This window comes from Synechococcus sp. FACHB-909, assembly GCF_014698945.1.
Lineage (GTDB): Bacteria > Cyanobacteriota > Cyanobacteriia > PCC-6307 > Cyanobiaceae > Cyanobium.
Map to the genome: position 1 here is coordinate 179,348 of NZ_JACJTY010000002.1, position 20,850 is coordinate 200,197.

Here is a 20,850-nt window from a genome sequence, read left to right on the forward strand (position 1 = left end):
GGGCCGTCCACCCTCCCAGCCGCGATGACGGACCCCCTGCCCTTCGTGATCCAGGCGACCGTGGCGGGCCTGGCGGCCATCGCCGCCGGCCTGATCAACGCCCTGGCCGGCGGGGGTTCCCTGATCAGCTTTCCGGCCCTCACGGCCATCGGCCTGCCGGCGGTGATGGCCAACATCACCAACACCGTGGCCCTGGCGCCCGGCTACCTGGGTGCCACCGTGGCCCAGCGCCAGGACCTGCAGGGCCAGCGGCGACGCCTGTGGCTGCTGCTGCCGGCCGGCGCCGCCGGCGGCCTTGTTGGCGGCCTGCTGCTGCTGCAGACCGGCGAGCGGCTGTTCACCCAGCTGGTGCCGTTCCTGATCCTGTTCGCCTCCGGGCTGCTGGCGGTGCAGGAGCCCGTGCGCCGCTGGGTGCAGCGCCGCTCCGAGCGCCACGGCCGCGCCCCCTCGGAGTTCTGGGCCGTGCCGCCGGTGTTCCTGGCGGCCATCTACGGGGGCTTCTTCGGCGGCGGGCTGAGCGTGATCGTGCTGGCGGTGCTGGCCCTCACGCTCGAGGACAGCCTCACCCGCCTCAACGGGCTCAAGCAGGCGGTGGCCTTCGCCACCAACCTCACCGCCGCCGCCTTCTTCCTGTTCTCCGGCCAGGTGGCCTGGGCTCTTGCGGCGGTGATGGCCATCGGGGCCATCCTCGGCGGGGCGCTGGGGGGCCGGCTGGCGTCCCGGATCCAGCCCGCCACGCTGCGCACCCTTGTGGTGGTGGTGGGCGTGGTGGTGGCGCTGATCTATTTCCTCAGGACATGAGCTTTCCTCAGGACATGAGCTGCCGGAAGCCCTGAGCGCAGGCCCGCGGATGGCCCAGCCGGACACCGCCCCTAGGCTTGAAACCCACCCCAATTCCTGGGCCGATGCCGCTGCTGCTGATCCTGGTGGCGGTCGCCGCCGTCGGGTTGATCCTGATGTACAACCGCCTGGCCCAGCTGCAGGTGCTGGCGGACAACGCCTGGGCCGACATCGACGTGCAGCTCAAGCGGCGCCACGACCTGATCCCCAACCTGGTGGAGACGGTGCGGGGTTACGCCAGCCACGAAAAGGAAAGCTTCCGGACCGTGATCGAAGCCCGTAACGCTGCCGTGGCGGCCCGGGGGCCCCGGGAGCAGCAGCAGGCGGAGCAGGCCCTCGGGGCGTCGCTCGGCCAGCTGTTCGCCCTGGCGGAGGCCTACCCGGCCCTGCGGGCGGTGGAGAGCTTCCAGACCCTGCAGACCAACCTCAGCCAGATCGAAGAAACCCTCCAGAGCGCCCGTCGCTACTACAACGCCGTGGTGCGGGACCTGAACACGGCGATTGTGCAGTTCCCCTCCAACCTGGTGGCCGGCGGCTTCGCGATCCGCCCGCGCACCTATTTCGAGCTGGAGAACCCGGCCGAAGCGGCGGTTCCCGCCGTCCGCTTCGATGGCTGAGGGCTCTCCGGCCGCCCGGCGGCTGCGGCGGCGCTGGCGCTGGGGGCTGGGGGGGCTGCTCGGCCTGGCCCTGACGCTGCTGCTCCTGGCCCCCTGGGGGGCCGGTGCCGCCCTCAGCGCCGCCGAGCGCCAGCTGACGCTCACCGATTTCCAGATGCAGGCGGTGGTGGAGCCCACCGGCGCCGTGCAGGTGAGCGAAACCCTCACCGCCCGCTTCGACGGCTCCTGGAACGGCCTGGTGCGCCAGATCCCCCTGCTGGCCCGGCGGCCCGGCGGGCTCGAACCCCTCGGGCTGCGGCTGCTCGCGGTCACCGACCCCGAGGGCCGGCCCTACCGCTATGAGAGCAGCCACCCCGGCTCCGACCTGAAACTGAAGATCTGGATCCCGGGCGCCGAGAACGCCAGCCGCACGGCCGTGATCACCTACCGGCTGAAGCGGGGTCTGCGCTTCTATCCGGACCACGACGAGTTCAACTGGAACGTCACCGGCAACGCCTGGGAGGTGCCGATCGAGCGGGCCTCGGCCCTGGTGCGGCTGCCGTCGGGGGTGTCCGGGCTGCATGCCGCGGTGTACACCGGGCCCCGTGGTGCCAAGGAGCGCAACGCCAGCCTGACGATCGGCACCGACACGGTCGCCAGCACCACGACCCGGCGGCTGGAGCCCGGCGAGGGCTTCACCCTGGCGGTGGGCTTCGCCAAGGGGCTGGTGCCACCGCCCTCGGCCCTGGCCCAGCTGATCGGCTGGTGGCAGGGGCGGCTGGCCCTGCTGCTGCCCCTGCTGAGCGCCGGCGTGCTGGGCCCGCTCTGGTGGCGCATCGGCCGGGATCCGGCGGTGGGCGCCGTGCCGGTGGCCTACGAACCCCCCGAAGGCCTCCCGCCGGCGGTGCTGGGCAGCCTGGTGGCGGAGCAGGTGAGCGGAACCGCCCTTTCGGCCACCCTTGTGGCGCTGGCGGTGAAGGGCCAGCTGCGCATAGAACACGACCAGCGGAAGCTGCTGTTCCTGAATCTGGGCAAGCGCTACGTGTTCACCCTGCTGGGCGAGCCGGACCAGCGGTCGGCGCTGCTGCCCCATGAGGCCTACCTGATCGAGACGCTCTTCCCCTTTGGCATGGCGGGGGACACGGTCAGCACCGACCAGCTCCGCGACCATTACTACGTGCATGTGCCCGGCTTCGAGCGCCTGGTGAAGCAGGCGGTGCTGGCGGAGCGGTTCTTCCGGCGCTGGCCCGGCACCGTGCGGGCCCTCACCTTCTTCGGCGGGCTGGGACTGGCGGCGGGTCTGTTCGTGCTCGCCTCGGCGCTGCTGCCCCACGACATCGTGCTGCTGCAGGGGGAGGCGCACCCGTGGCTGACCTTCGGCTCCCTGGGGCTGACGGTGGTGCTGGTGGGCGTGTTCGCCTGGATCATGCCCAGCCGCACCACCCGCGGCACGGCGGTGCTGCGCCAGACCCTCGGCTTCCAGGAGTTCCTGCGCCGGGTGGAGGCGCCGCGGCTGGAGCGGGTGGTGCTGACGCCGGAGCTGTTCGAGCGCTTCCTGCCCTACGCGATGGTGGCGGGTCTGACCCGGCAGTGGACGGCAGCCTTCCAGGGGATCCTCGAAGTGGCCCCCAGCTGGTACGTCAGCACCGGTGACTTCGATCTGACGGATTTCGGCAGCAGCCTCGAGGACTGTTTCAGCAGCACCGCCGGCGCCATGCAGTCGTCGCCGAGCAGCTCCAGCAGCTCCAGTGGCAGCTCCGGTGGAGGCAGCTCCGGCGGCGGTGATGGCGGTGGCGGCGGCGGCGGCTTCTGACCCAGGGTCGTGGGCCTCCGCCAGGCCTAGCTTTCCCCGAGTTGCCGGCGTTGCCGTGGCCCCAAGCGTCCTGCGCCGCCCAGGGGCGGCCGCCCTGGTTCTTGGTCTGGCGCTCCAGCTCCCGGGGGCCGCCCGCAGCGCCGAGGCGCCGTCGGGCCCGCCGCCGCCGCCGCGCCAGGTGACGGCGGCAAGCCTGGCGGCCGCCCTGCCCCGGCTCGATGCCCTGGCCACGGAGATGCAGCGCAGCACCGGTGTCCCGGGCCTGGCGATCGTGGTGGTGCACGCCGACCGGGTGGTGTTCCTCAAGGGCTACGGCCTGCGGCGGGTGGGCGAGCCCGGTGCGGTGGATGCCGACACCGTCTTCCAGCTGGCGTCGCTCTCGAAGCCGATCGCCGCCACGGTGGTGGCCGGCCTGGTGGGCGACGGGCGCGTGGGCTGGGACGACCCGGTGCTGCGCACCCTCCCCCAGGCCCGCATCGGTCCGCCGGCCATCGCCGCCGCTGTGACCATCCGCGACCTGCTGTCCCACCGCAGCGGCCTGCCGGACCACGCCGGTGATCACCTCGAGGACCTGGGCTTCGATCGGGCCACGATCCTGGAGCGGCTGCGGCTGCTGCCCACCGGCAACCGCTTCCGCGCCGACTACGCCTACACCAACTTCGGCTTCACCGCCGGTGCCGTGGCCGCCGCCAACGCCGTCGGCCGGCCCTGGGAGCAGCTCTCCAGCGAACGGCTCTACGGGCCCCTGGGCATGGCCCGCACCAGCTCCCGCCACGCCGACTTCGCGGGCGCCGCCAACCGCGCCTCCCTGCACGTGCCGGAGGGGGGCCGCTGGGTGGCCCGCTACCAGCGGGATGCCGATGCCCAGGCCCCCGCCGGCGGCGTGAGCTCCAGCGTGCGGGACCTGGGCCAGTGGCTGCGGCTGCAGCTGGCCGACGGCCGCCTCGATGGCCTTGCGGTGGTGGACGCCGCCGCCCTGGCCGAGACCCACCGGCCCCAGATCGTCAGCCAGCCGCCCCGCGAGCCGGCCACCGACCGGGCCGGCTTCTATGGCCTGGGCTGGAACGTGAGCTACACCGACCGGGGCACGGTGCAGCTGGGCCATTCGGGCGCCTTCGATCTCGGCGCCGCCACGGCCGTCTACCTGCTGCCGGCGGAATCCCTCGGCATCATCGTGCTCTCCAACAGCCAGCCGCTGGGGGTGCCGGAGGCCCTCAGCCTCAGCTTCCTCGACCTGGCCACCACCGGAACGGTGAAACGCGATTACCTCGCCGCCCTGCGCCCCCTGTTCCGGGGCATGGAGCAGCAGGACTACCCCGCCGTGGTCACCCCGGCCCGGCCCCTGCCGGCCCGCCCCTCCGACGCCTACATCGGCAGCTACGCCAATGCCTACGTGGGCGCGATCGCGGTGGTGCGCCGCGGCGATGGCCTTGAGCTGCAGCTGGGTCCCCGCCTCACCCCCTTCCCCCTCACCCCGGTGAGCGGCGACACCTTCCGCTACCAGCCCCCCGGCGAGAACGCCTACGGCCCCAGCGCCGTCAGCTTCACGGTGGGTGCCGACGGCCGGGCCACGGCGGTGCGGATCGACAACATCAACCTCAACGGCCAGGGGGTGCTCCAACGGCGCTGATCGGGGCACCGAACGTTCCTTCTGAACCTGACCCGGTGCCGGAGCGCTGCGAGAGTGGGGCCGGCCAGCGCAGCCTTCATGAACCTCACCCCCCAGGAGAAAGACAAGCTGTTGATCGTCACCGCCGCCCTGCTGGCGGAGCGGCGACTCGGCCGGGGCCTGAAGCTCAACCATCCCGAGGCGGTGGCCTGGCTCAGCTTCCAGGTGATCGAAGGGGCCCGCGACGGCCGCAGCGTGGCGGAGCTGATGCGGGAGGGCACCACCTGGCTGAGCCGGGATCAGGTGATGGAGGGGGTGCCCGAGCTGATTCCCGAGGTGCAGATCGAGGCGATGTTCCCCGACGGCACCAAGCTCGTCACCCTCCACGAACCGATCCGCTGACCCCCCACCACGCCATGCCCCCCCTGATCCCCGGCGAACTGATCCCCGAGCCCGGCACGATCGATCTCAACGTCGGCCGTCCCGTCACCACCCTGTCGGTGGCGAACCGGGGTGACCGGCCCGTGCAGGTGGGTTCCCACTTCCACTTCTATGAAGCCAACGGCGCCCTCGAGTTCGACAGGGAGGCGGCCCGCGGCCTGCGGCTCGACATCCCCGCCGGCACCGCCATCCGCTTCGAGCCCGGCGACCAGCGCGACGTGCACCTGGTGCCCTACGTCGGCGACCGCCGCGTCTTCGGCTTCAACGGTCTGGTGAACGGCCCCCTCGACTGAACCCCCATGGCTTACCGAATTGACCGCCGTGCCTACGCCGAGACCTACGGCCCCACCACCGGCGACCGGCTGCGGCTGGCCGACACCGAACTGATCCTGGAGGTGGAGAGCGACTGCACCACCTACGGCGATGAGGTGAAGTTCGGCGGCGGCAAGGTGATCCGCGACGGCATGGGCCAGGCCCAGACCCCCCGCTCCGAGGGCGCCGTCGACACGGTGATCACCAATGCCCTGATCCTCGACTGGTGGGGCATCGTCAAGGCCGACATCGGCCTGAAGGACGGCCGCATCTGCGCCATCGGCAAGGCGGGCAACCCCGACATCACCGATGGGGTGACGATCGTGGTCGGCCCCGGCACCGAGGCCATCGCCGGTGAGGGGCACATCCTCACCGCCGGCGCGATCGACACCCACATCCACTTCATCTGCCCCCAGCAGATCGAAACCGCCCTCGCCTCCGGCGTCACCACCCTGCTGGGCGGCGGCACCGGCCCGGCCACCGGCACCAACGCCACCACCTGCACCCCCGGCGCCTTCCACCTGGCCCGCATGCTGCAGGCCGCCGAGGGGCTGCCGATCAACATCGGCTTCTACGGCAAGGGCAACGCCAGCACCCCGGCGGCGATCGAGGAGCAGATCCGCGCCGGGGCCTGCGGCCTGAAGCTGCACGAGGACTGGGGCACCACCCCGGCGGCGATCGACTGCTGCCTGACGGTGGCCGACAAGTACGACGTGCAGGTCTGCATTCACTCCGACACCCTCAACGAGGCCGGGTTCGTGGAGGACACAATCCGGGCCATCGGCGGCCGCACCATCCACACCTTCCACACCGAGGGGGCCGGCGGCGGCCACGCCCCCGACATCATCCGGATCTGCGGCGAGCCCAACGTGCTGCCCAGCTCCACCAACCCCACCAAGCCCTACACCGTCAACACCCTCGAGGAGCACCTCGACATGCTGATGGTGTGCCACCACCTCGATCCCCGCATCCCGGAGGACGTGGCCTTCGCCGAATCGCGCATCCGCCGCGAGACGATTGCCGCCGAAGACATCCTCCACGACCTGGGCGCCTTCAGCATCATCGCCAGTGATTCCCAGGCCATGGGCCGCGTCGGTGAGGTGATCACCCGCACCTTCCAGACGGCCCACAAAATGAAGGTGCAGCGCGGTTTCCTCCCCGAAGATGCCGCCGGTCCCCGCGGTGGCCGCAACGACAACACCCGCCTCAAGCGCTACATCGCCAAGCTCACCATCAATCCCGCCATCGCCCATGGCCTCGACAGCCAGATCGGCTCGGTGGAGGTGGGCAAGCTGGCCGATCTGGTGCTGTGGAAGCCGGGCTTCTTCGGCGTCAAGCCGGAGCTGGTGATCAAGGGGGGCTCGATCGTCTGGGCCCAGATGGGCGATGCCAACGCCTCGATCCCCACGCCGGGGCCCGTCCACGGCCGGCCCATGTTCGCCGCCTACGGCGGATCGGTGGCGGCCAGCTGCCTCAACTTCGTCAGCCAGGCCTGCCTCGAGGACGACCTGCCCAGCCGTCTTGGGCTGAAGCGGCCCTGCGTGCCGGTGGTGCAGACCCGGGGCATCGGCAAGGCCCAGATGCGCAACAACACGGCCCTGCCCAAGGTGGAGGTGGACCCCCAGACCTACGAGGTCTTCGCCGACGGCGAACTGCTCACCTGCGAACCGGCGGAGGTGCTGCCGATGGCGCAGCGCTACTTCCTGCTGTAGGGCGCACCGCGGCGGCTCAGGCGCCCCCGCAGCCGCCGGCTCCAGCCGAAGGCGGCCAGGGCTCCGGCCAGGGGCAGCGGGCCCGGAACGTCCGAGGCGGCCGGGAAGGCCCGCACCACGAGCTGGCTGAGCAGCACCTCCGTGCTGCTCGAGTCACGGTCGCCGCCGACGCCGGTGATGGCGATGACCTGGTTGGCCCCGACGACGAAGGGGTTGGCGAAGGCGTAGCTGGTGCCCACCTGTTTGTCGAACAGGGTTTCGGTGGAGACCACCGGACTGGTGGGCTCACCCCAGGTGAGCAGGGGGTTGCCTAGGCCGACCCGCAGGCTGCCGTAGCGGTAGCTGACCAGCTCCACCGCCTGATCGAAGACCAGCTCGATGGCGCTCTGATTGGCCGTCCCGGTGCCGTTGCCGGGGGTTTCCAATCCGCAGTTGGTCAGGCCGATGTCGTTCAGGCCGGCCCCGCCGGCCTTGTAGAGGCAGACCCCCCCATCCGTGGCGCTCACGGGTTTGGCGGTGTCGTCAGGGAGCAGGGCGTTCTGGAAGACCAGCCGGAGCATGCGGCCGTCGGCCTGGGCGCTGAAGGTCTTGGTGGAGGAGGCCTGGGGATCGGCGGGGGTGGCGGTGCCGCTGCCGAGGTCGAAGGTGAAGGTGGTGCCGAGGGCCTGCCCCGGCGAACCACTCAGGACAAGCCCTGCGCCGAGGAGGGTTCCCAGAAGCGGGCGAGCAAGCGGCAGGGCGGACATGGCGGCGCTGCTCGATGCACGAATCTGAAGCGCAATCTACGGAGTTTGCGCCGCTGCGCCACCCATCCGCTCCTCCTCAAGGGCCCATTCCTCCTGGTTGGGGTCCCGGCGTGTGCCGCGCCGCTCCACCGAAAGGACCGGCACCTCCTTGAGGGGGGTGGCGAAGGCCACACCGAAGCTGAGGGCGAAGTGGGCCCGGGTGAACCAGCGCAACTGGGCCCGCAGGCGCAGCTGACCGAAGCCGGGATGGGAGCGCACATCCAGCAGCAGCCACTGCCCCGCCTCCAGCGCCTGGTCCTCGTTGGCGATCAGGCACATCCCGCCCTCGGCCACGTCGGCCATGTCGGCGATGAACCAGCGGCCGAAGGGCTGGCCATCGGCGTTGAGACGCCGGACGGCGATGGTGCGGCAACTCTCGATCGAGTGCCGGGCGAAGGCGCGCTTCTCGCGCCGGGTTCCGGTTCTTTCCCTGTCATGCAGGAGGGCGCCCGCAGCGCGGGGGGCCATGGGGGCCTGGGATCCGCTCTGGCTGGTCAGCATGGCCCTCGTCCCTGCCGGTGTGTCCATCCTGAACCCTGCGTATCCCACAGCGGCCCTTGCTTATAAAAACGCTATTCGTATGAAGCGCTAGCCCCGCAGAGGCCCAGGTCACCCCGGGTTTCGTAGCAACGGCAACGGGTGGCCACCCCGGCGGCACTGCAGGATCCAGGCGCGCGGACGGGTGTGGAATGTTCAGTCAATACAAGCCGAACCAGGGGTACGACGAGTACTTCACCGCCACCGACCAGCCGAGGGCGACCCTGACCCCCTTGCTGTCCTCCCTGGGCCAGATGGGGCTCGACCAGCTGAACCGCAACCACGCGGCCGCCGGCATGCTGCTCAAGCGGCTCGGCGCCACCTTCCGGCTCAACGATTCCGACAGCAAAGGCGTCGAGCGGATCCTCCCCTTTGATCCCCTCCCCCGCCTGATCGGAGCCCGGGACTGGGAGCGGCTGGAGCGGGGCCTGTTCCAGCGCCTCGAGGCGATCGACCGCTTCCTGGCCGACGTCTACGGCGACCAGAAGATCCTTGCCGACGGGGTGGTGCCCAGGGCCGACGTCGAAAGCTCCCAGGGCTGGCGGCCCCAGATGCAGGGCTTCCGTCCGCCCCTCGGCCGCTGGTGCCACATCTCCGGCCTCGATCTGGTGCGCGACGGCGACGGCACCTGGCGGGTGCTGGAGGACAACCTGCGCTGTCCCTCGGGTGTGGCCTATTTCCTCGAGAACCGGCGCGTCATGAAGCGCATGTTCCCGAGCCTGTTCGCCGGCCGCACGGTGCAGCCCATCGACGACTACCCCTCCCACCTCCTGCAGACCCTGCGGGAGCTGGCCCCCTGGACCGACACCCCCAAGGTGGTGCTGCTCACTCCGGGAGTGTTCAACAGCGCCTACTTCGAGCGCAGCTACCTCGCCCAGCAGATGGGCATCCAGCTGGTGGAGGGACGCGACCTGGTCTGCGAGGGGGATCGGGTCTGGATGCGCAGCACCGCCGGCCTGGAGACGGTCGACGTGATCTACCGCCGCATCGATGACGACTTCCTCGACCCGGCCGTGTTCCGCAGCGATTCGCTGCTGGGTGTCCGGGGGCTGATGGGGGCCTATGCCGCCGGTCGGGTGGCGATCGCCAATGCCCCCGGCACCGGCGTGGCCGATGACAAGCTCATCTACGCCTACGTGGGCGAGATGATCCGTTACTACCTGGGCGAGGAGCCGATCATCGAGAACGTCCCCACCTACATCTGCTCCCGCCCCGACGACCAGGCCTACGTGCTGGCACACCTCGGGGAGCTGGTGGTGAAGGCCGTGGCGGAGGCCGGCGGCTACGGGATGCTGATCGGCCCCCATGCGAGCCAGGCGGAGATCGACGAATTCGCCGTCAAGATCCAGGCCAACCCCCGCAACTACATTGCCCAGCCGACCCTGGAGCTCTCCACCGTGCCCTCCCTGAGCGAAGGGGAGCTCTATCCCTGCCACGTGGATCTGCGGCCCTACGTGCTGCGCGGCAAGGAGGCCTGGGTGAGCCCCGGCGGCCTCACCCGCGTGGCGCTGCGTCGCGGCTCCCTGGTGGTCAACTCCTCCCAGGGCGGCGGCTGCAAGGACACCTGGATCGTGGATGAAGCCCCATGCTGAGCCGCGTCGCCGACTCCCTCTACTGGATCAACCGCAACGTCGAGCGGGCCGAGAACATCTCCCGGTTCGTGGAGGTGAGCGAAGCCATGGCCCTCGACTGTCCCCCCGGCAGCGCCGAGCCCTGGCTGCCCCTGATCGAGGCCAGCGGTGACCGCAAGCTCTTCGATGAGCTCTATCCGGTGGTCACGCCTGACGCGGTGATCCATTTCCTGGTGCGGGAGGCGAAGAACCCCAGCAGCGTTCTCAACTGCATTGCCAATGCCCGGGAGAACGCCCGTCAGATCCGGGAGGTGATGACCACGGAGATGTGGGAGCAGATCAACGACATCTACTGGACGTTGCAGGAGGAGGCCTTCTGGCGGCAGCCGCCCCAGGAGCAGCTGCGGGAGATCCGCCGCGCCTGCCAGCTCTTCTACGGCATCACCGACGCCACCCTCAGCCGCGACCTCTCCTGGCAGTTCAGCCGGCTGGGGCGGCTGCTGGAGCGGGCCGACAAGACCACCCGGATCCTGGACGTCAAATACTTCCTGCTGCTGCCGTCCCCCGAGGAGGTGGGTGGGGTGCTCGACGAGCTGCAGTGGATCTCCCTGCTGCGCTCGGCGGGGGCTTACCAGATGTTCCGCCAGTCCAGCCAGCAGGCCATCGAACCCAAGGCCGTGGCCGCCTTCCTGCTGCTCGATCCGATCTTCCCCCGCTCGGTGCGCTACTGCCTGGAGCGGATCAGCGACACGCTGCGGATCATCCGCGGCAGCTCCGTTCCCCGCCCCGCCGACGATCTGGAGTGCCTGATCGGGCTCACCCTGGCCCACTGGAGCTTCACCAGGATCGACGAGCTGGTGGCCACCGGGCTCCATGAAGCCATCGACAACTTCCAGTCCGATCTCAATCGCCTGCATGAGCTGATCGAAGCGCGCTACTTCATCGCCCCCGCCGGCACCACCGCCAGTCAGGAGGCGGCATGCGAGCCCGCATAACCCACACCTTCGATTACCGCTACAGCGCTCCGGTCTTCCTGGGTCCCCACCGGTTCTGCCTCAAGCCCCGGGGCCACGGCTTCCAGCGCCTGCTGCACTTCCACCTGGCGGTCACGCCGGAGCCGTCCTGCTTCTACCCATTGCTGGCCGCCAGCGGCGATGAGATCCTGCGGGCCCGCTTCACGGGCAGCACCGAGCACTTCCGGGTGCAGGCGATCAGCGATGTGGAGACCCAGCAGCCCCCGGCCCTGGCGACCTGCCTGGAGGACCAGGAGCCGCTGCTGCCCTATCCGGTGGGCCACCTCAACGGCGATCTGCTGGGCTCCCTGGAGGGCTGGCTGCCCAACGGCCAGCACGACCCCGCCGCCGTGGACCTGGCCCAGGAGGCGCTGATGGGCAGTGACCAGCGGGGGCTGATGTTCCTCGAGCAGCTGGTGGAGATCATCAAGGACCGGGTCAAGTACACCCAGCGGCACGTGGGGCCGGCCTGGCCGGCGGGGCGCACCCTCAAGGAGCGGGTCGGCTCCTGCCGCGACCTGGCGATGTTGATGGTCGAGACCTGCCGCTGCGTCGGCCTGCCGTCCCGGTTCGTGAGCGGCTACCACCTGGTGGAGCCACAGCCGAAGCAGTACGACCTGCACGCCTGGGCGGAGGTCTACCTGCCCGGGGCGGGCTGGCGGGGGTTCGACCCCAGCGGCATGGGCAGCGTCGACGACCGCTACATCACCCTGGCCACCTCCTCCAAGCCCACCCTCACCGCGGCGGTGAACGGCAGCTTCTCGGGCCCCACGGGGGTGGACAGCGAGCTGGAATGGGCCATCGAGGCGGAGCTGCTGGAGCCCACGCCGATGGGCTCCGCCTGGCACGAGGTGCTGCACGGCTGAAGCGAAGCCACTCTTAAGGTGCGCCCGCTGGTAGCCGATGCATCAGCGGCGGCGGCACTCCCCAGGCCAGGACTGGTGCCACTTCGTCGCTCGCCGCCCATCCCCATGGCCAGCCCCACACCCGCCGCGTGCCCGCCCAAGGGCCAGGCCCTCCTGGAGGCGATGCGGCGCCATCTGTTCTCCAGCCAGGCCAAGTCCGCTTCCCTCGCCACCACCCACGACCACTACGTCTGCCTGTCGCTGGCGGTCCGGGACATCCTGCTGACCAGCTGGGTCGACACCGCCGACACCTACACCAGCCAGCACGTCCGCACCGCCACCTACATGTCGGCGGAATTCCTGCTGGGCCCCCACCTGGAGAACAACCTGGTGAGCCTCGGGCTGCGGGAGGAGGCCGCGGCCGCCTGCGAGGCCCTCGGCCTCACCCTTGACGAGATGCTGGCGGAGGAGCCGGAACCGGGCCTGGGCAACGGCGGCCTGGGCCGGCTGGCGGCCTGTTTCCAGGAGTCGATGGCCACCCTCGAGCTGCCGGCCATCGGCTACGGCATCCGCTACGAGTTCGGCATCTTCCGCCAGCAGATCGGCCCCAACGGCCAGATGGAAAGCACCGATCCCTGGCTGGCCCGCGGCAACCCCTGGGAGGTGATCCGGCCGGAATGGAGCTATCCGGTGCTGATCGGCGGCCAGACCGTGATCGGCGTGGCCTACGACACCCCGATCCTGGGCTACGGCGTCCACACCGCCAACACCCTGCGGCTGTGGTCGGCCCAGGCGCCCGACGCCTTCGATTTCGCCTCCTTCAATGCCGGCGACTACACCCGGGCCGTGCTGCACAAGGTGCAGTCGGAGACCCTCTCCAAGGTGCTCTATCCCAATGACGAGCTGGAGCAGGGCAAGCGCCTGCGGCTCAGCCAGCAGATCTTCTTCGTCTCCTGCTCGCTGCAGGACATGTTCCGGATCCTCGGCAGCCAGGGGATCCCAGTCACCGAGTTCCACCGCAAGTTCGCGGTGCAGCTCAACGACACCCACCCGGCGATCGCCGTGGCGGAGCTGATGCGTCTGCTGATCGACGTCCACGGCGTCGACTGGGACACCGCCTGGAGCATCACCACCGCCACGATCAGCTACACCAACCACACCCTGCTGCCCGAGGCCCTGGAGGCCTGGGGGCTGGAGCTGTTCCAGCAGCTGCTGCCGCGCCAGCTGCAGATCATCTACGAGATCAATGCCCGCTTCCTGCGCACCCTGCGCATCCGCTTCCCCGGCCAGCCGGAGCTGCTGGAGCGGCTGTCGCTGATCGAGGAGGGGCCGCACCGCAAGGTGCGCATGGCCCACCTGGCGGTGGTGGGCAGCCACACGGTCAACGGCGTGGCGGAACTGCACAGCCGCCTGCTGAAGGAGAACCTGTTCGCCGATTTCGCCCGGGTGTGGCCGGATCGCTTCACCAACATCACCAACGGAGTCACGCCGCGGCGCTGGCTGGCGGTCGCCAACCCGCCCCTGGCCGCCCTGCTCAACGACGCCATCGGCACCGACTGGTGCCGGCACCTCGACCAGCTCCGCCAGCTCGAGCCCCTGGCCACCGATGCGGCGTTCCTGGAGCGCTGGCAGGGGGTGCGGGAGCAGGCCAAGGAGCGCCTGGCGGCGACGATCCGCCAGGACACCGGCGTGCTGGTGGACCCCTCCTCCCTGTTCGACGTGCAGGTGAAGCGGATCCACGAGTACAAGCGCCAGCACATGGCCGCCCTGCAGGTGGTGGAGCGCTACCTGCGCCTGCGGGCCGGGGAGGACCTGCCGCCGCGCACGGTGATCTTCGGCGGCAAGGCGGCCCCCGGCTATGCCATGGCCAAGCTGATCATCCGCCTGATCGTGGGCATGGCGGAGATCATCAACATCGACCCGGCGATGGACGGCCGCCTGCGGGTGATCTTCCTGCCCAACTTCAGCGTCAAGCTGGGCCAGAAGATCTACCCGGCGGTCGACCTGTCCGAACAGATCTCCACCGCCGGCATGGAAGCCTCCGGCACGGGCAACATGAAGATGTCGCTGAACGGCGCCCTGACGATCGGCACCCTCGACGGGGCCAACATCGAGATCCGCGAGCGGGTCGGTGACGACAACTTCTTCCTGTTCGGCCACACCGCCGAGCAGCTGGCCGCCATCAACCGCAACGGCTACCACCCGATGCCCTGGCTGGAGAACGACGCCCTGGCCAAGGAGGCCATCGACCTGATCGGTTCGGGCCACTTCAGCGAGGGCGACCGCGACCTGTTCCATCCGCTGCTGGCCAATCTCTGCAGCAGCGACCCCTTCCGGGTGATGGCCGACCTGGGCGACTACCGCCGCGCCCAGAACGAGGTCGACAGCGCCTGGTGCGATGCCGGACGGTGGAGCATGATGTCCGTGCTGAACACGGCCCGCTGTGGCTTCTTCAGCAGCGACCGGTCCATCCAGGAGTACGCCGAGCGCATCTGGAAGGTGGCTCCGGTTCCTGTCAATTCCTGCAGCGTGATTCCAAGCCCGTCCCCATGAGCCTCCCGCAACCCGCATGAGCTGGCCCGCATGAGCTGGATGGACAGGGTGGCCGAGGCGGCCGAGTCCCGCCTGAGGGCCGCCGGCATCCAGCTCACCCTCGGCGGTGAGCCCACCCTGGTGCCCCTCGAGCCGGAGGGGCCGGAGTGGAGCGTCACCGCCGATGGACCCACCAAGCTCCCCATCGCCCGGGCCATGGCCCGGGATCTGCAGCAGCGGGTCTGGCCCGGCAGCACCCTCCTGTACTGCCCCGGCAAGCGTTACGACGGCGAAGTCAATCCCCGCTGGGCCCTGCGGCTGTTCCTGGGGGACGACGGCACGGCGCCGGTGCGCTGGCCCGGCCTCTGCCAGCCCGGCCTGGAGGGGACACCGCTGACGGCCGAGGCCGGCCCGGCCTGGCTGGAGCAGCTGGGCGCCCGGCTGGGCATCCGCCTGCAGCCCGTGCTGCTGCGGGACCCCTTCGATCCCGAGCGCCGGGCCTGGGCCGCCCCCCTGAGCGTGGCGCCGCCCGAGGCGGACGACCCGGCGGCGGCGGTGGCCTGGGCGGTGGCGCCCTGGCCCCTGGAGGAGGGCCTGCGGGAACTCACCGGTGCCCCCGGTCCCGCCGGCCTGCGCCTGCCCCTGGAGCATCTGCCCGAGGACGTGCCCCGCCAGGTGCTCACCCTGGAGGTGGACCCCGAGGGCTGGGAGCTGTTCCTTCCCCCCCTGGAGCGGGAACCCCTGCGCCTGCTGCTGCAGGCGGTGGCCGACAGCCTCGGCCCGCTGGCGGCGCCCCGGCTGAGCGGTGTGCTGCCCCTCGATGCCGGCGAGCGCTGGCAGGTGCTGGGCCTGACGGCCGACCCCGGGGTGCTGGAAATCAACCTGCCCGTCTGCCACAGCTGGCTGGAGTACCACCAGTGGCTGCAGCGGCTGGAGGAGGTCGGCGCGCGCGTCGGACTGCGCAGCTGGAAGGACCTGGGCGACGGCCGCCAGGAGGGCACCGGCGGCGGTAACCACCTGCTCTGGGGTGGTCCCGACCTGGCCCACCATCCCTTCTTCTCCCGGCCGGCCTGGCTGACGGGGATCCTGCGCTACTGGCAACGGCATCCGTCTTTGGCGTATCTGTTCTGCGGCCCCGGGGTGGGGCCGGCCTCCCAGTCGCCCAGGCCGGACGAGGCGATCGGCGAATGCTTCGACCTGGAGCTGGCCTACCGCGCCATCGAGCAGGCGGAGGGCCAGCCCTCGAGCGAACCCTTCGGCGATGTCCGTGGCCTGATCGGCGAGACGCTGCGCCATCTCCACGCCGACCGCAGCGGCAACAACCACCGCAGCGAGATCAGCTTCGACAAGTTCTGGAACCCCGGAGCCCCGGCCGGCTGCCTGGGCCTGGTGGAGTTCCGGGCCCTGGAGAGCCTGCCCCGCATGGAGTGGAGCAGCACCATCGCCCTGCTGTGGAGCGCCCTGGCGGCCCACCTGCTGGAGCCCCGCCACCGGCCCGACCGGCTGCACGACTGGGGATCGGCTCTGCACGACCGCCAGCTGCTGCCCAGCCAGCTGTGGGCCGATCTGGAGGCCATCCTGGCCGACCTGGCGGCCGACGGCCTGGCCCTCGATCCGGCGCCGTTCCGGGCCATCTGGGAGTGGCGCTTCCCGCCCCTGCTGCGCTGGCAGGGGGAGGCCGGCGCCACCGGCGCGGCACCCGCCCTGGAGCTGCGGCCGGCCCCAGAGCCCTGGCCCCTGATCTGCGACACCCCGGTGCAGGGTGGGTTCACCAGCCGGTTCATCGACGGCTCCCTGCGCCGCTTCGAGGTGGTGGCCAATGGGGCCTTCCGCCGCGACTGCGGGCTGTTCATCAACGGCCGGCCCCTGCCGCTGGAGCCCGCGGCCGACGGAGCCGACCGGCCCTTGGCGGTCCGCTTCCGCTTCCAGCGTCTCTACCCGTGCCTGCATCCGGCGATCGAGCCCCACATGCCCCTGGAGCTGATCGTGCGCACCCCCGGCGGCGATCGGGCCTTCCAGCTGCACCCGGACGGCCACCGCTTTGATGCCGCTCCGTCACCTGTGGCCGAGCCGGTGCCCGAGGCTCCCCCCTGGCAGGGACGCCAGCGCCCGACGGATCTCACCATCGATCTGCGGATTGACGAAAACCAAGTGCGGACGGGCGATCAGGGGCGTTGAATTCTTCTCTTTTCCTCACTTTTGAGGCCCTGGGCTGCCCAGGCCTCCAGTGAAATCTTCAGGAGCAAGGCCGTCATCCCGCCGTCCTTCAGCCTGGCAGGGGCTTTTCTTCCCCAGTCTGGTCAGCAATGAAAACGCTGCCTAAGATCTGCCGTGAATGGAACCGTCAGTGCAATCCTTCTGGTTCAGCACCCCGGCGGAACAGGGGCTGATTCCTTGCGTCGACAGCGTCGGCGATGCACTGCGTTTTGCTGCCGATCTGGGCAGTGATGATCTGGTTGTGCTTGATCTGGCCAGTGGCCATTTCATCGACTGCAACCGTTCCGCCCATGAGCGGCTCGGCTACGCCCGCGAGCACTTCCTCACCCTGAATCCGGCGGCGATTCAGGCGGATGGGGAGCTGGCCGACGACCTGATGCGCGACCAGCTGCGGGCGATGCGACAGCAGCCCAGGGGCAGCTTCGCCACGCGCCACCGGGCCCGCTCCGGCGCCTGCCGGGATGTGTCCGTGAGCTACCAGGTGCTCAATCTCTGCGGCCGGCTCGTGGCCCTGGTGAGCCACCGTGACCGCACCGAACTGGACACGGCCCTGCGGGAAAGCACCCGGCTGGGCTCGCTGCTGCAGGAGGCCGAACGGCTCACCCATGTGGGCAGCTGGGAGCTGAACCACCTCACGGGCGAGCTGCTCCTGTCGAGGGAGACCTACAGCATCCTGGGCATCCCCCCGGACGTGGGGGCCCTGACCTATGCGCTGTTTCTCGGCAAGGTGCATCCGGACGATCGCGCCCTGGTGGAGGCCACCTTCCAGGATGCGACCCGCTCCGGCCGCCCCTACAGGATCGAGTACCGGCTGCTGCTCGACGATGGCCGCCTCAAGGTGGTGCTGGAGCGGGGGCGCACCGTCCTCGGCGACGACGGTGCGCCGCTCACCACGCTGGGCACGGTCCAGGACATCACCGAACAGCACGAGATCCAGCAGCGGCTGGAGCGCATCGCCTTCGTCGATCCCCTCACCCGGCTTCCCAACAAGGCCGCCACCGTCCGCCAGCTGGCCCGCCTGCTGCGCACGGCCGGCAGGGAGCACGGCATCGTCCTGATCAACCTCGACCTTGACAACTTCCAGTCGATCAACAACAGCCTCGGCCATGAGATCGGCAACCAGGTGCTCCAGGCCAGCGGCAGCTGCCTGCGGCACCTGCTGCGCCCCGACGACTGGCTGGCCCGGGTGGGCAGTGACGAGTTCATCCTGCTGCGGCCCGTGGCCATGGCCGACCGGCTCGAGGCCCTGCAGTGGGCGGAGGAGATCCGCCGCAGCCTCGGCAACACCCCCGGGATGGGCACCGGTCTGGCGGTCCAGCCCAGCGCCTCCCTCGGGGTGGCCCTGGCCCCCGACCACGGCACCGACCCGGACACCCTGCTGCGCTGCGCCAACACGGCCCTGATGGAGGCCAAGCAGAACGGCAAGAACCAGCTGCGCTTCTACACCCCGGAGATCAGCCTGCAGCTGCGGGAGCGCCTCGAGCTGGAGCTCAGCCTGGGCCGGGCGATCGATCGGGAGCAGCTGCGCCTCTTCTACCAGCCCCAGATCGATCGGGGTGGCAGCCGGATCGCCGGGGCCGAGGCCCTGCTGCGCTGGCGTGATCAGAACGGTCGGATGGTGTCCCCCAACGTCTTCATCCCGCTGGCGGAAAAGACCGGCCAGATCCACACCATCGGCCTGTGGGTGATCGAGGAGGCCTGCCGGCAGCTGCACGCCTGGCATCGCCAGGGGCTGCGGCCGGGAAAGCTGGCGATCAACATCTCGGCCCTGCAGCTGGGGGCCGACCATCCCTCCCTCTCCGAGCTGCTGGCCGGGGCGCTGAACACCTACGACCTGGTGCCGGAGAACCTCGAGCTGGAGATCACCGAAACAGCCCTGCTGAACGATCCCGACCGGGCCGGCGAGCAGCTGCGGCAGCTCGCCGAGAGCGGCTTCAGCCTGGCCATCGACGACTTCGGCACGGGCTACTCCTCGTTGGCCATGCTCCACTCCCTGCCCCTCGACAAGCTCAAGATCGACCGGTTCTTCGTGGAACGGCTCGGCAACGACGATGCCGACCTGGCCATCGTCAAGGCCACGATCGTGATGGCCAAGGAACTGGGGCTGATGACCCTGGCCGAAGGGGTGGAAACCGCCGAACAGCTGCGGATGCTGCAGAACCTCGGCTGCGATCAGTTTCAGGGGTTCCTGCTGGGACGGCCGATGCCCGCCGAGGCCTTTGAAAGCCTGCTGGCCGGCGCGGCGGTGGCCTGAAGACCCGGCCTACCAGCTCACCCCGTGGAGCTTGGGCAGGGGGGCGGTCTTGGAGGTCACGGCGAACAGCCGGGGGATGCGGTGGCTGTTGTACACCCGGAACTCCCGCACCACGCTGGCGCCCTCCTCGCGAACGGCCTGGTTGAGCACCAGGGAGCCATCGGGATCGGAGACGGAGCGGTGGAACGTGCCGGGGGGAATGCGCAGGATGTCGCCGCCGCAGTCGAGGCGAACGATGTGATATGGGTAGTTCCAGCCGAGATTGACCAGGAAGAAGGTGCGGCCGCCGTGCATGGCGAGCAGGTTGTCCTCCTGGTGGGGGTGCAGATAGAACTGCCAGCTGCCGGTCTCCGGGCAGTCGGGCGGGCTCACCGCCGGACCCGAGTGGACCACCAGATCCCGCTTGTTCGAGGTGGGCACGGTGATGTCGAAGAACCGCACCGACGGCGTGTCGCGGAACTTCTCGTAGGGGATCAGCTCGAACATCGGAGCGGGCCGGGGACCCTGGCTGGCCCCGGAGGGCCGGTGATCCTGCAGCTCGTCTCTCGACGGGACGGTGGCGGTCATGGGAGCGACTCCGTGAGAAGCCTCTGCGGTCTCTTCAGTGAACCTAATCCTGGTGGGGTCCCACGGTGAGATCGGCTACGAAAGGCCGTGGGGCCTGGGCCAGTTCCGGTGGTGGTGCTGCCTAGGGTGGGCCTCCTGCGCCCCGGACCCATGGGCCGCCACGACCACTGTTTCGGCTTCGAGGCCGACTTCGTCGGCGACCTTCGCTGCATCCCCATGGCCGTGCGGCGCAAGCTCGATCTGGTGGGGGTCAAGCTGAAGCTGGTGCACTGGAGTGACCTCGACGAGGGGGAACGGCAGCGGCTGCTGGACTGGCCCGACGATCCCGAGGCCCTGGCGGCGCTGGACCACTGGCTCGCCCAGCGCACGGCCGCCATGGCCGCCGGCGCCGCCGGGCGGCTGGAGCCTGCTTGCGGCGCCCCGTGGCAGCAGGGCGACGAGCCCCCGGAGGTGTTGCTCGCCTCCTGCCGCCAGCTGGGCCTGACCCTGCCCCCCCACGCCTGGGGGCAGCTCGATGAGCTGCAGCGCTTCGCCCTGGTGAAGCTCAGCCATCCGGGCCATGAGCACCGCAACCTGCCGCGGGCCCTGGCGGAATTCGCCCTGCTGGCATGAGCGGCCTGCGGGCCTGCCTGCTCAGCGGCGGCGCCAGCCGCCGCATGGGTACCGACAAGGCCCTGCTGCCCCACCCCGCCGGGGGCACCTGGCTGGAGTTCAGCCTCGGGCGACTGGCGGCGCTGCCGCTGCCGATCACCCTGGTCAGCCACCACCGGGCCCACCATGATCTGGCGCTGCCCCTGCGGGACGGGCTGGGCCATCCGATCAGCGTCCTGGAGGAGCCGCCACCCCGGGAGGGGCCGCTGCTGGCCCTCGACCGGCTGATGACGCACCACCCCGGCCAGGGCCTGCTGCTCTGCCCGGTGGACATGCCCTGGCTGGAGGCCGCCACCCTCGAGGCCCTGGTGGGGGCCGCCACTGGTCCCGCCGCCATCCACCTGGCCCACGACGGCCGGCGGCTGCAGCCGCTGCTGGGGGTCTATCCGGCCGATCCTGGTCTGCGGGCGCGGCTGGGTGCCTTCACGGCGGCGGGCGGCCGGCGGCTGCAGGACTGGCTGGCGGGCGAGGTGGTGGTGCCGGTGGCCCTGCCGGCCGCGGGCCTGCGCAATGCCAACACCCCCGACGACGCCACCGGCCTGTGGCCCTAGCTTG

General features: G+C 70.4%; 18 protein-coding genes. 15 read left to right on the forward strand and 3 right to left on the reverse strand.

All coding sequences use genetic code 11. The features are described 5' to 3' along the window. Positions 1-24 precede the first annotated feature (24 nt). The 7 genes from H6G99_RS04255 (at position 25) to ureC (ending at position 7,323) form a co-directional block, all read left to right on the forward strand. Positions 25-801, forward strand: a complete 777-nt coding sequence (locus tag H6G99_RS04255) for a sulfite exporter TauE/SafE family protein (RefSeq protein ID WP_190610108.1) — start codon at positions 25-27, stop codon at positions 799-801. A 104-nt stretch (positions 802-905) separates the two neighbouring features. After that, positions 906-1,457 carry a LemA family protein gene (locus H6G99_RS04260; protein ID WP_190610110.1) on the forward strand — a complete coding sequence of 184 codons (552 nt, stop codon included), beginning with the start codon at positions 906-908 and terminating at the stop codon, positions 1,455-1,457. Further along, positions 1,450-3,249, forward strand: a complete 1,800-nt coding sequence (locus H6G99_RS04265; RefSeq protein WP_190610111.1) for a DUF2207 domain-containing protein — start codon at positions 1,450-1,452, stop codon at positions 3,247-3,249. Before H6G99_RS04260 ends, H6G99_RS04265 begins: the two co-directional genes overlap by 8 nt. Positions 3,250-3,304: 55 nt before the next feature. Continuing rightward, a complete protein-coding gene (locus H6G99_RS04270) occupies positions 3,305-4,879 on the forward strand; it encodes a serine hydrolase (protein WP_190610113.1) in 1,575 nt (524 codons plus the stop codon). 78 nt (positions 4,880-4,957) lie between these two features. Continuing rightward, positions 4,958-5,260: an urease subunit gamma gene (locus H6G99_RS04275; RefSeq protein ID WP_015110097.1), complete on the forward strand. Its 303-nt coding sequence runs from the start codon at positions 4,958-4,960 to the stop codon at positions 5,258-5,260. Between the two features lie 14 nt (positions 5,261-5,274). Beyond that, positions 5,275-5,592, forward strand: coding sequence for an urease subunit beta (locus tag H6G99_RS04280; RefSeq protein ID WP_094585297.1), 318 nt, complete (start codon positions 5,275-5,277; stop codon positions 5,590-5,592). Between the two features lie 6 nt (positions 5,593-5,598). Then, positions 5,599-7,323 (forward strand): urease subunit alpha, encoded by a 1,725-nt coding sequence (ureC, locus tag H6G99_RS04285; RefSeq protein WP_190610115.1) that lies wholly within the window; start codon positions 5,599-5,601, stop codon positions 7,321-7,323. Here the strand turns inward: ureC and H6G99_RS04290 are convergent. After that, a complete protein-coding gene (locus H6G99_RS04290) occupies positions 7,308-8,069 on the reverse strand; it encodes a hypothetical protein (protein ID WP_190610117.1) in 762 nt (253 codons plus the stop codon). The genes ureC and H6G99_RS04290 overlap by 16 nt on opposite strands. 36 nt (positions 8,070-8,105) lie before the next feature. Continuing rightward, positions 8,106-8,576, reverse strand: coding sequence for a PilZ domain-containing protein (locus tag H6G99_RS04295; RefSeq protein ID WP_190610119.1), 471 nt, complete (start codon positions 8,574-8,576; stop codon positions 8,106-8,108). Positions 8,577-8,797: 221 nt separating this feature from the next. Here H6G99_RS04295 and H6G99_RS04300 point away from each other — a divergent pair, with 221 nt between their 5' ends. The 6 genes from H6G99_RS04300 (at position 8,798) to H6G99_RS04325 (ending at position 19,077) form a co-directional block, all read left to right on the forward strand. Next, the gene (locus tag H6G99_RS04300; RefSeq protein ID WP_190610121.1) at positions 8,798-10,237 is read left to right on the forward strand and encodes a circularly permuted type 2 ATP-grasp protein; all 1,440 of its coding nucleotides are present in this window, start codon (positions 8,798-8,800) and stop codon (positions 10,235-10,237) included. After that, complete coding sequence (locus tag H6G99_RS04305) at positions 10,231-11,211, forward strand: alpha-E domain-containing protein (RefSeq protein ID WP_094585292.1); 981 nt, start codon at positions 10,231-10,233, stop codon at positions 11,209-11,211. Before H6G99_RS04300 ends, H6G99_RS04305 begins: the two co-directional genes overlap by 7 nt. Continuing rightward, positions 11,196-12,095, forward strand: coding sequence for a transglutaminase family protein (locus tag H6G99_RS04310; RefSeq protein ID WP_190610123.1), 900 nt, complete (start codon positions 11,196-11,198; stop codon positions 12,093-12,095). The genes H6G99_RS04305 and H6G99_RS04310 overlap by 16 nt, the downstream gene beginning before the upstream one ends. Before the next feature lie 105 nt (positions 12,096-12,200). Then, complete coding sequence (locus H6G99_RS04315; protein WP_094585290.1) at positions 12,201-14,627, forward strand: glycogen/starch/alpha-glucan phosphorylase; 2,427 nt, start codon at positions 12,201-12,203, stop codon at positions 14,625-14,627. 30 nt (positions 14,628-14,657) lie between these two features. Next, positions 14,658-16,784: a transglutaminase family protein gene (locus H6G99_RS04320; protein ID WP_190610125.1), complete on the forward strand. Its 2,127-nt coding sequence runs from the start codon at positions 14,658-14,660 to the stop codon at positions 16,782-16,784. Between the two features lie 157 nt (positions 16,785-16,941). After that, positions 16,942-19,077 carry a putative bifunctional diguanylate cyclase/phosphodiesterase gene (locus H6G99_RS04325; protein ID WP_190610127.1) on the forward strand — a complete coding sequence of 712 codons (2,136 nt, stop codon included), beginning with the start codon at positions 16,942-16,944 and terminating at the stop codon, positions 19,075-19,077. Between the two features lie 9 nt (positions 19,078-19,086). Here the strand turns inward: H6G99_RS04325 and H6G99_RS04330 are convergent, their stop codons facing one another. Then, positions 19,087-19,563 (reverse strand): redox protein, encoded by a 477-nt coding sequence (locus tag H6G99_RS04330; RefSeq protein ID WP_094585287.1) that lies wholly within the window; start codon positions 19,561-19,563, stop codon positions 19,087-19,089. Between the two features lie 231 nt (positions 19,564-19,794). Between H6G99_RS04330 and H6G99_RS04335 the strand changes: the two genes are divergently transcribed. Next, positions 19,795-20,256, forward strand: a complete 462-nt coding sequence (locus H6G99_RS04335; protein ID WP_190610128.1) for a nitrate reductase associated protein — start codon at positions 19,795-19,797, stop codon at positions 20,254-20,256. Further along, the gene (locus H6G99_RS04340) at positions 20,253-20,846 is read left to right on the forward strand and encodes a molybdenum cofactor guanylyltransferase (RefSeq protein WP_190610130.1); all 594 of its coding nucleotides are present in this window, start codon (positions 20,253-20,255) and stop codon (positions 20,844-20,846) included. The genes H6G99_RS04335 and H6G99_RS04340 overlap by 4 nt, the downstream gene beginning before the upstream one ends. Positions 20,847-20,850 lie beyond the last annotated feature (4 nt).

Excerpts from the sequence above, each read along its gene's own strand:
- H6G99_RS04255 (WP_190610108.1), top strand. The coding sequence starts at position 25 with ATGACGGACCCCCTGCCCTTCGTGATCCAGGCGACCGTGGCGGGCCTG.
- H6G99_RS04260 (WP_190610110.1), top strand. The coding sequence starts at position 906 with ATGCCGCTGCTGCTGATCCTGGTGGCGGTCGCCGCCGTCGGGTTGATC.
- H6G99_RS04265 (WP_190610111.1), top strand. The coding sequence starts at position 1,450 with ATGGCTGAGGGCTCTCCGGCCGCCCGGCGGCTGCGGCGGCGCTGGCGC.
- H6G99_RS04275 (WP_015110097.1), top strand. The coding sequence starts at position 4,958 with ATGAACCTCACCCCCCAGGAGAAAGACAAGCTGTTGATCGTCACCGCC.
- H6G99_RS04280 (WP_094585297.1), top strand. The coding sequence starts at position 5,275 with ATGCCCCCCCTGATCCCCGGCGAACTGATCCCCGAGCCCGGCACGATC.
- ureC (WP_190610115.1), top strand. The coding sequence starts at position 5,599 with ATGGCTTACCGAATTGACCGCCGTGCCTACGCCGAGACCTACGGCCCC.
- H6G99_RS04290 (WP_190610117.1), bottom strand. The coding sequence starts at position 8,069 with ATGTCCGCCCTGCCGCTTGCTCGCCCGCTTCTGGGAACCCTCCTCGGC.
- H6G99_RS04295 (WP_190610119.1), bottom strand. The coding sequence starts at position 8,576 with ATGGCCCCCCGCGCTGCGGGCGCCCTCCTGCATGACAGGGAAAGAACC.
- H6G99_RS04300 (WP_190610121.1), top strand. The coding sequence starts at position 8,798 with ATGTTCAGTCAATACAAGCCGAACCAGGGGTACGACGAGTACTTCACC.
- H6G99_RS04305 (WP_094585292.1), top strand. The coding sequence starts at position 10,231 with ATGCTGAGCCGCGTCGCCGACTCCCTCTACTGGATCAACCGCAACGTC.
- H6G99_RS04310 (WP_190610123.1), top strand. The coding sequence starts at position 11,196 with ATGCGAGCCCGCATAACCCACACCTTCGATTACCGCTACAGCGCTCCG.
- H6G99_RS04315 (WP_094585290.1), top strand. The coding sequence starts at position 12,201 with ATGGCCAGCCCCACACCCGCCGCGTGCCCGCCCAAGGGCCAGGCCCTC.
- H6G99_RS04320 (WP_190610125.1), top strand. The coding sequence starts at position 14,658 with ATGAGCTGGATGGACAGGGTGGCCGAGGCGGCCGAGTCCCGCCTGAGG.
- H6G99_RS04325 (WP_190610127.1), top strand. The coding sequence starts at position 16,942 with ATGGAACCGTCAGTGCAATCCTTCTGGTTCAGCACCCCGGCGGAACAG.
- H6G99_RS04330 (WP_094585287.1), bottom strand. The coding sequence starts at position 19,563 with ATGTTCGAGCTGATCCCCTACGAGAAGTTCCGCGACACGCCGTCGGTG.
- H6G99_RS04335 (WP_190610128.1), top strand. The coding sequence starts at position 19,795 with ATGGGCCGCCACGACCACTGTTTCGGCTTCGAGGCCGACTTCGTCGGC.
- H6G99_RS04340 (WP_190610130.1), top strand. The coding sequence starts at position 20,253 with ATGAGCGGCCTGCGGGCCTGCCTGCTCAGCGGCGGCGCCAGCCGCCGC.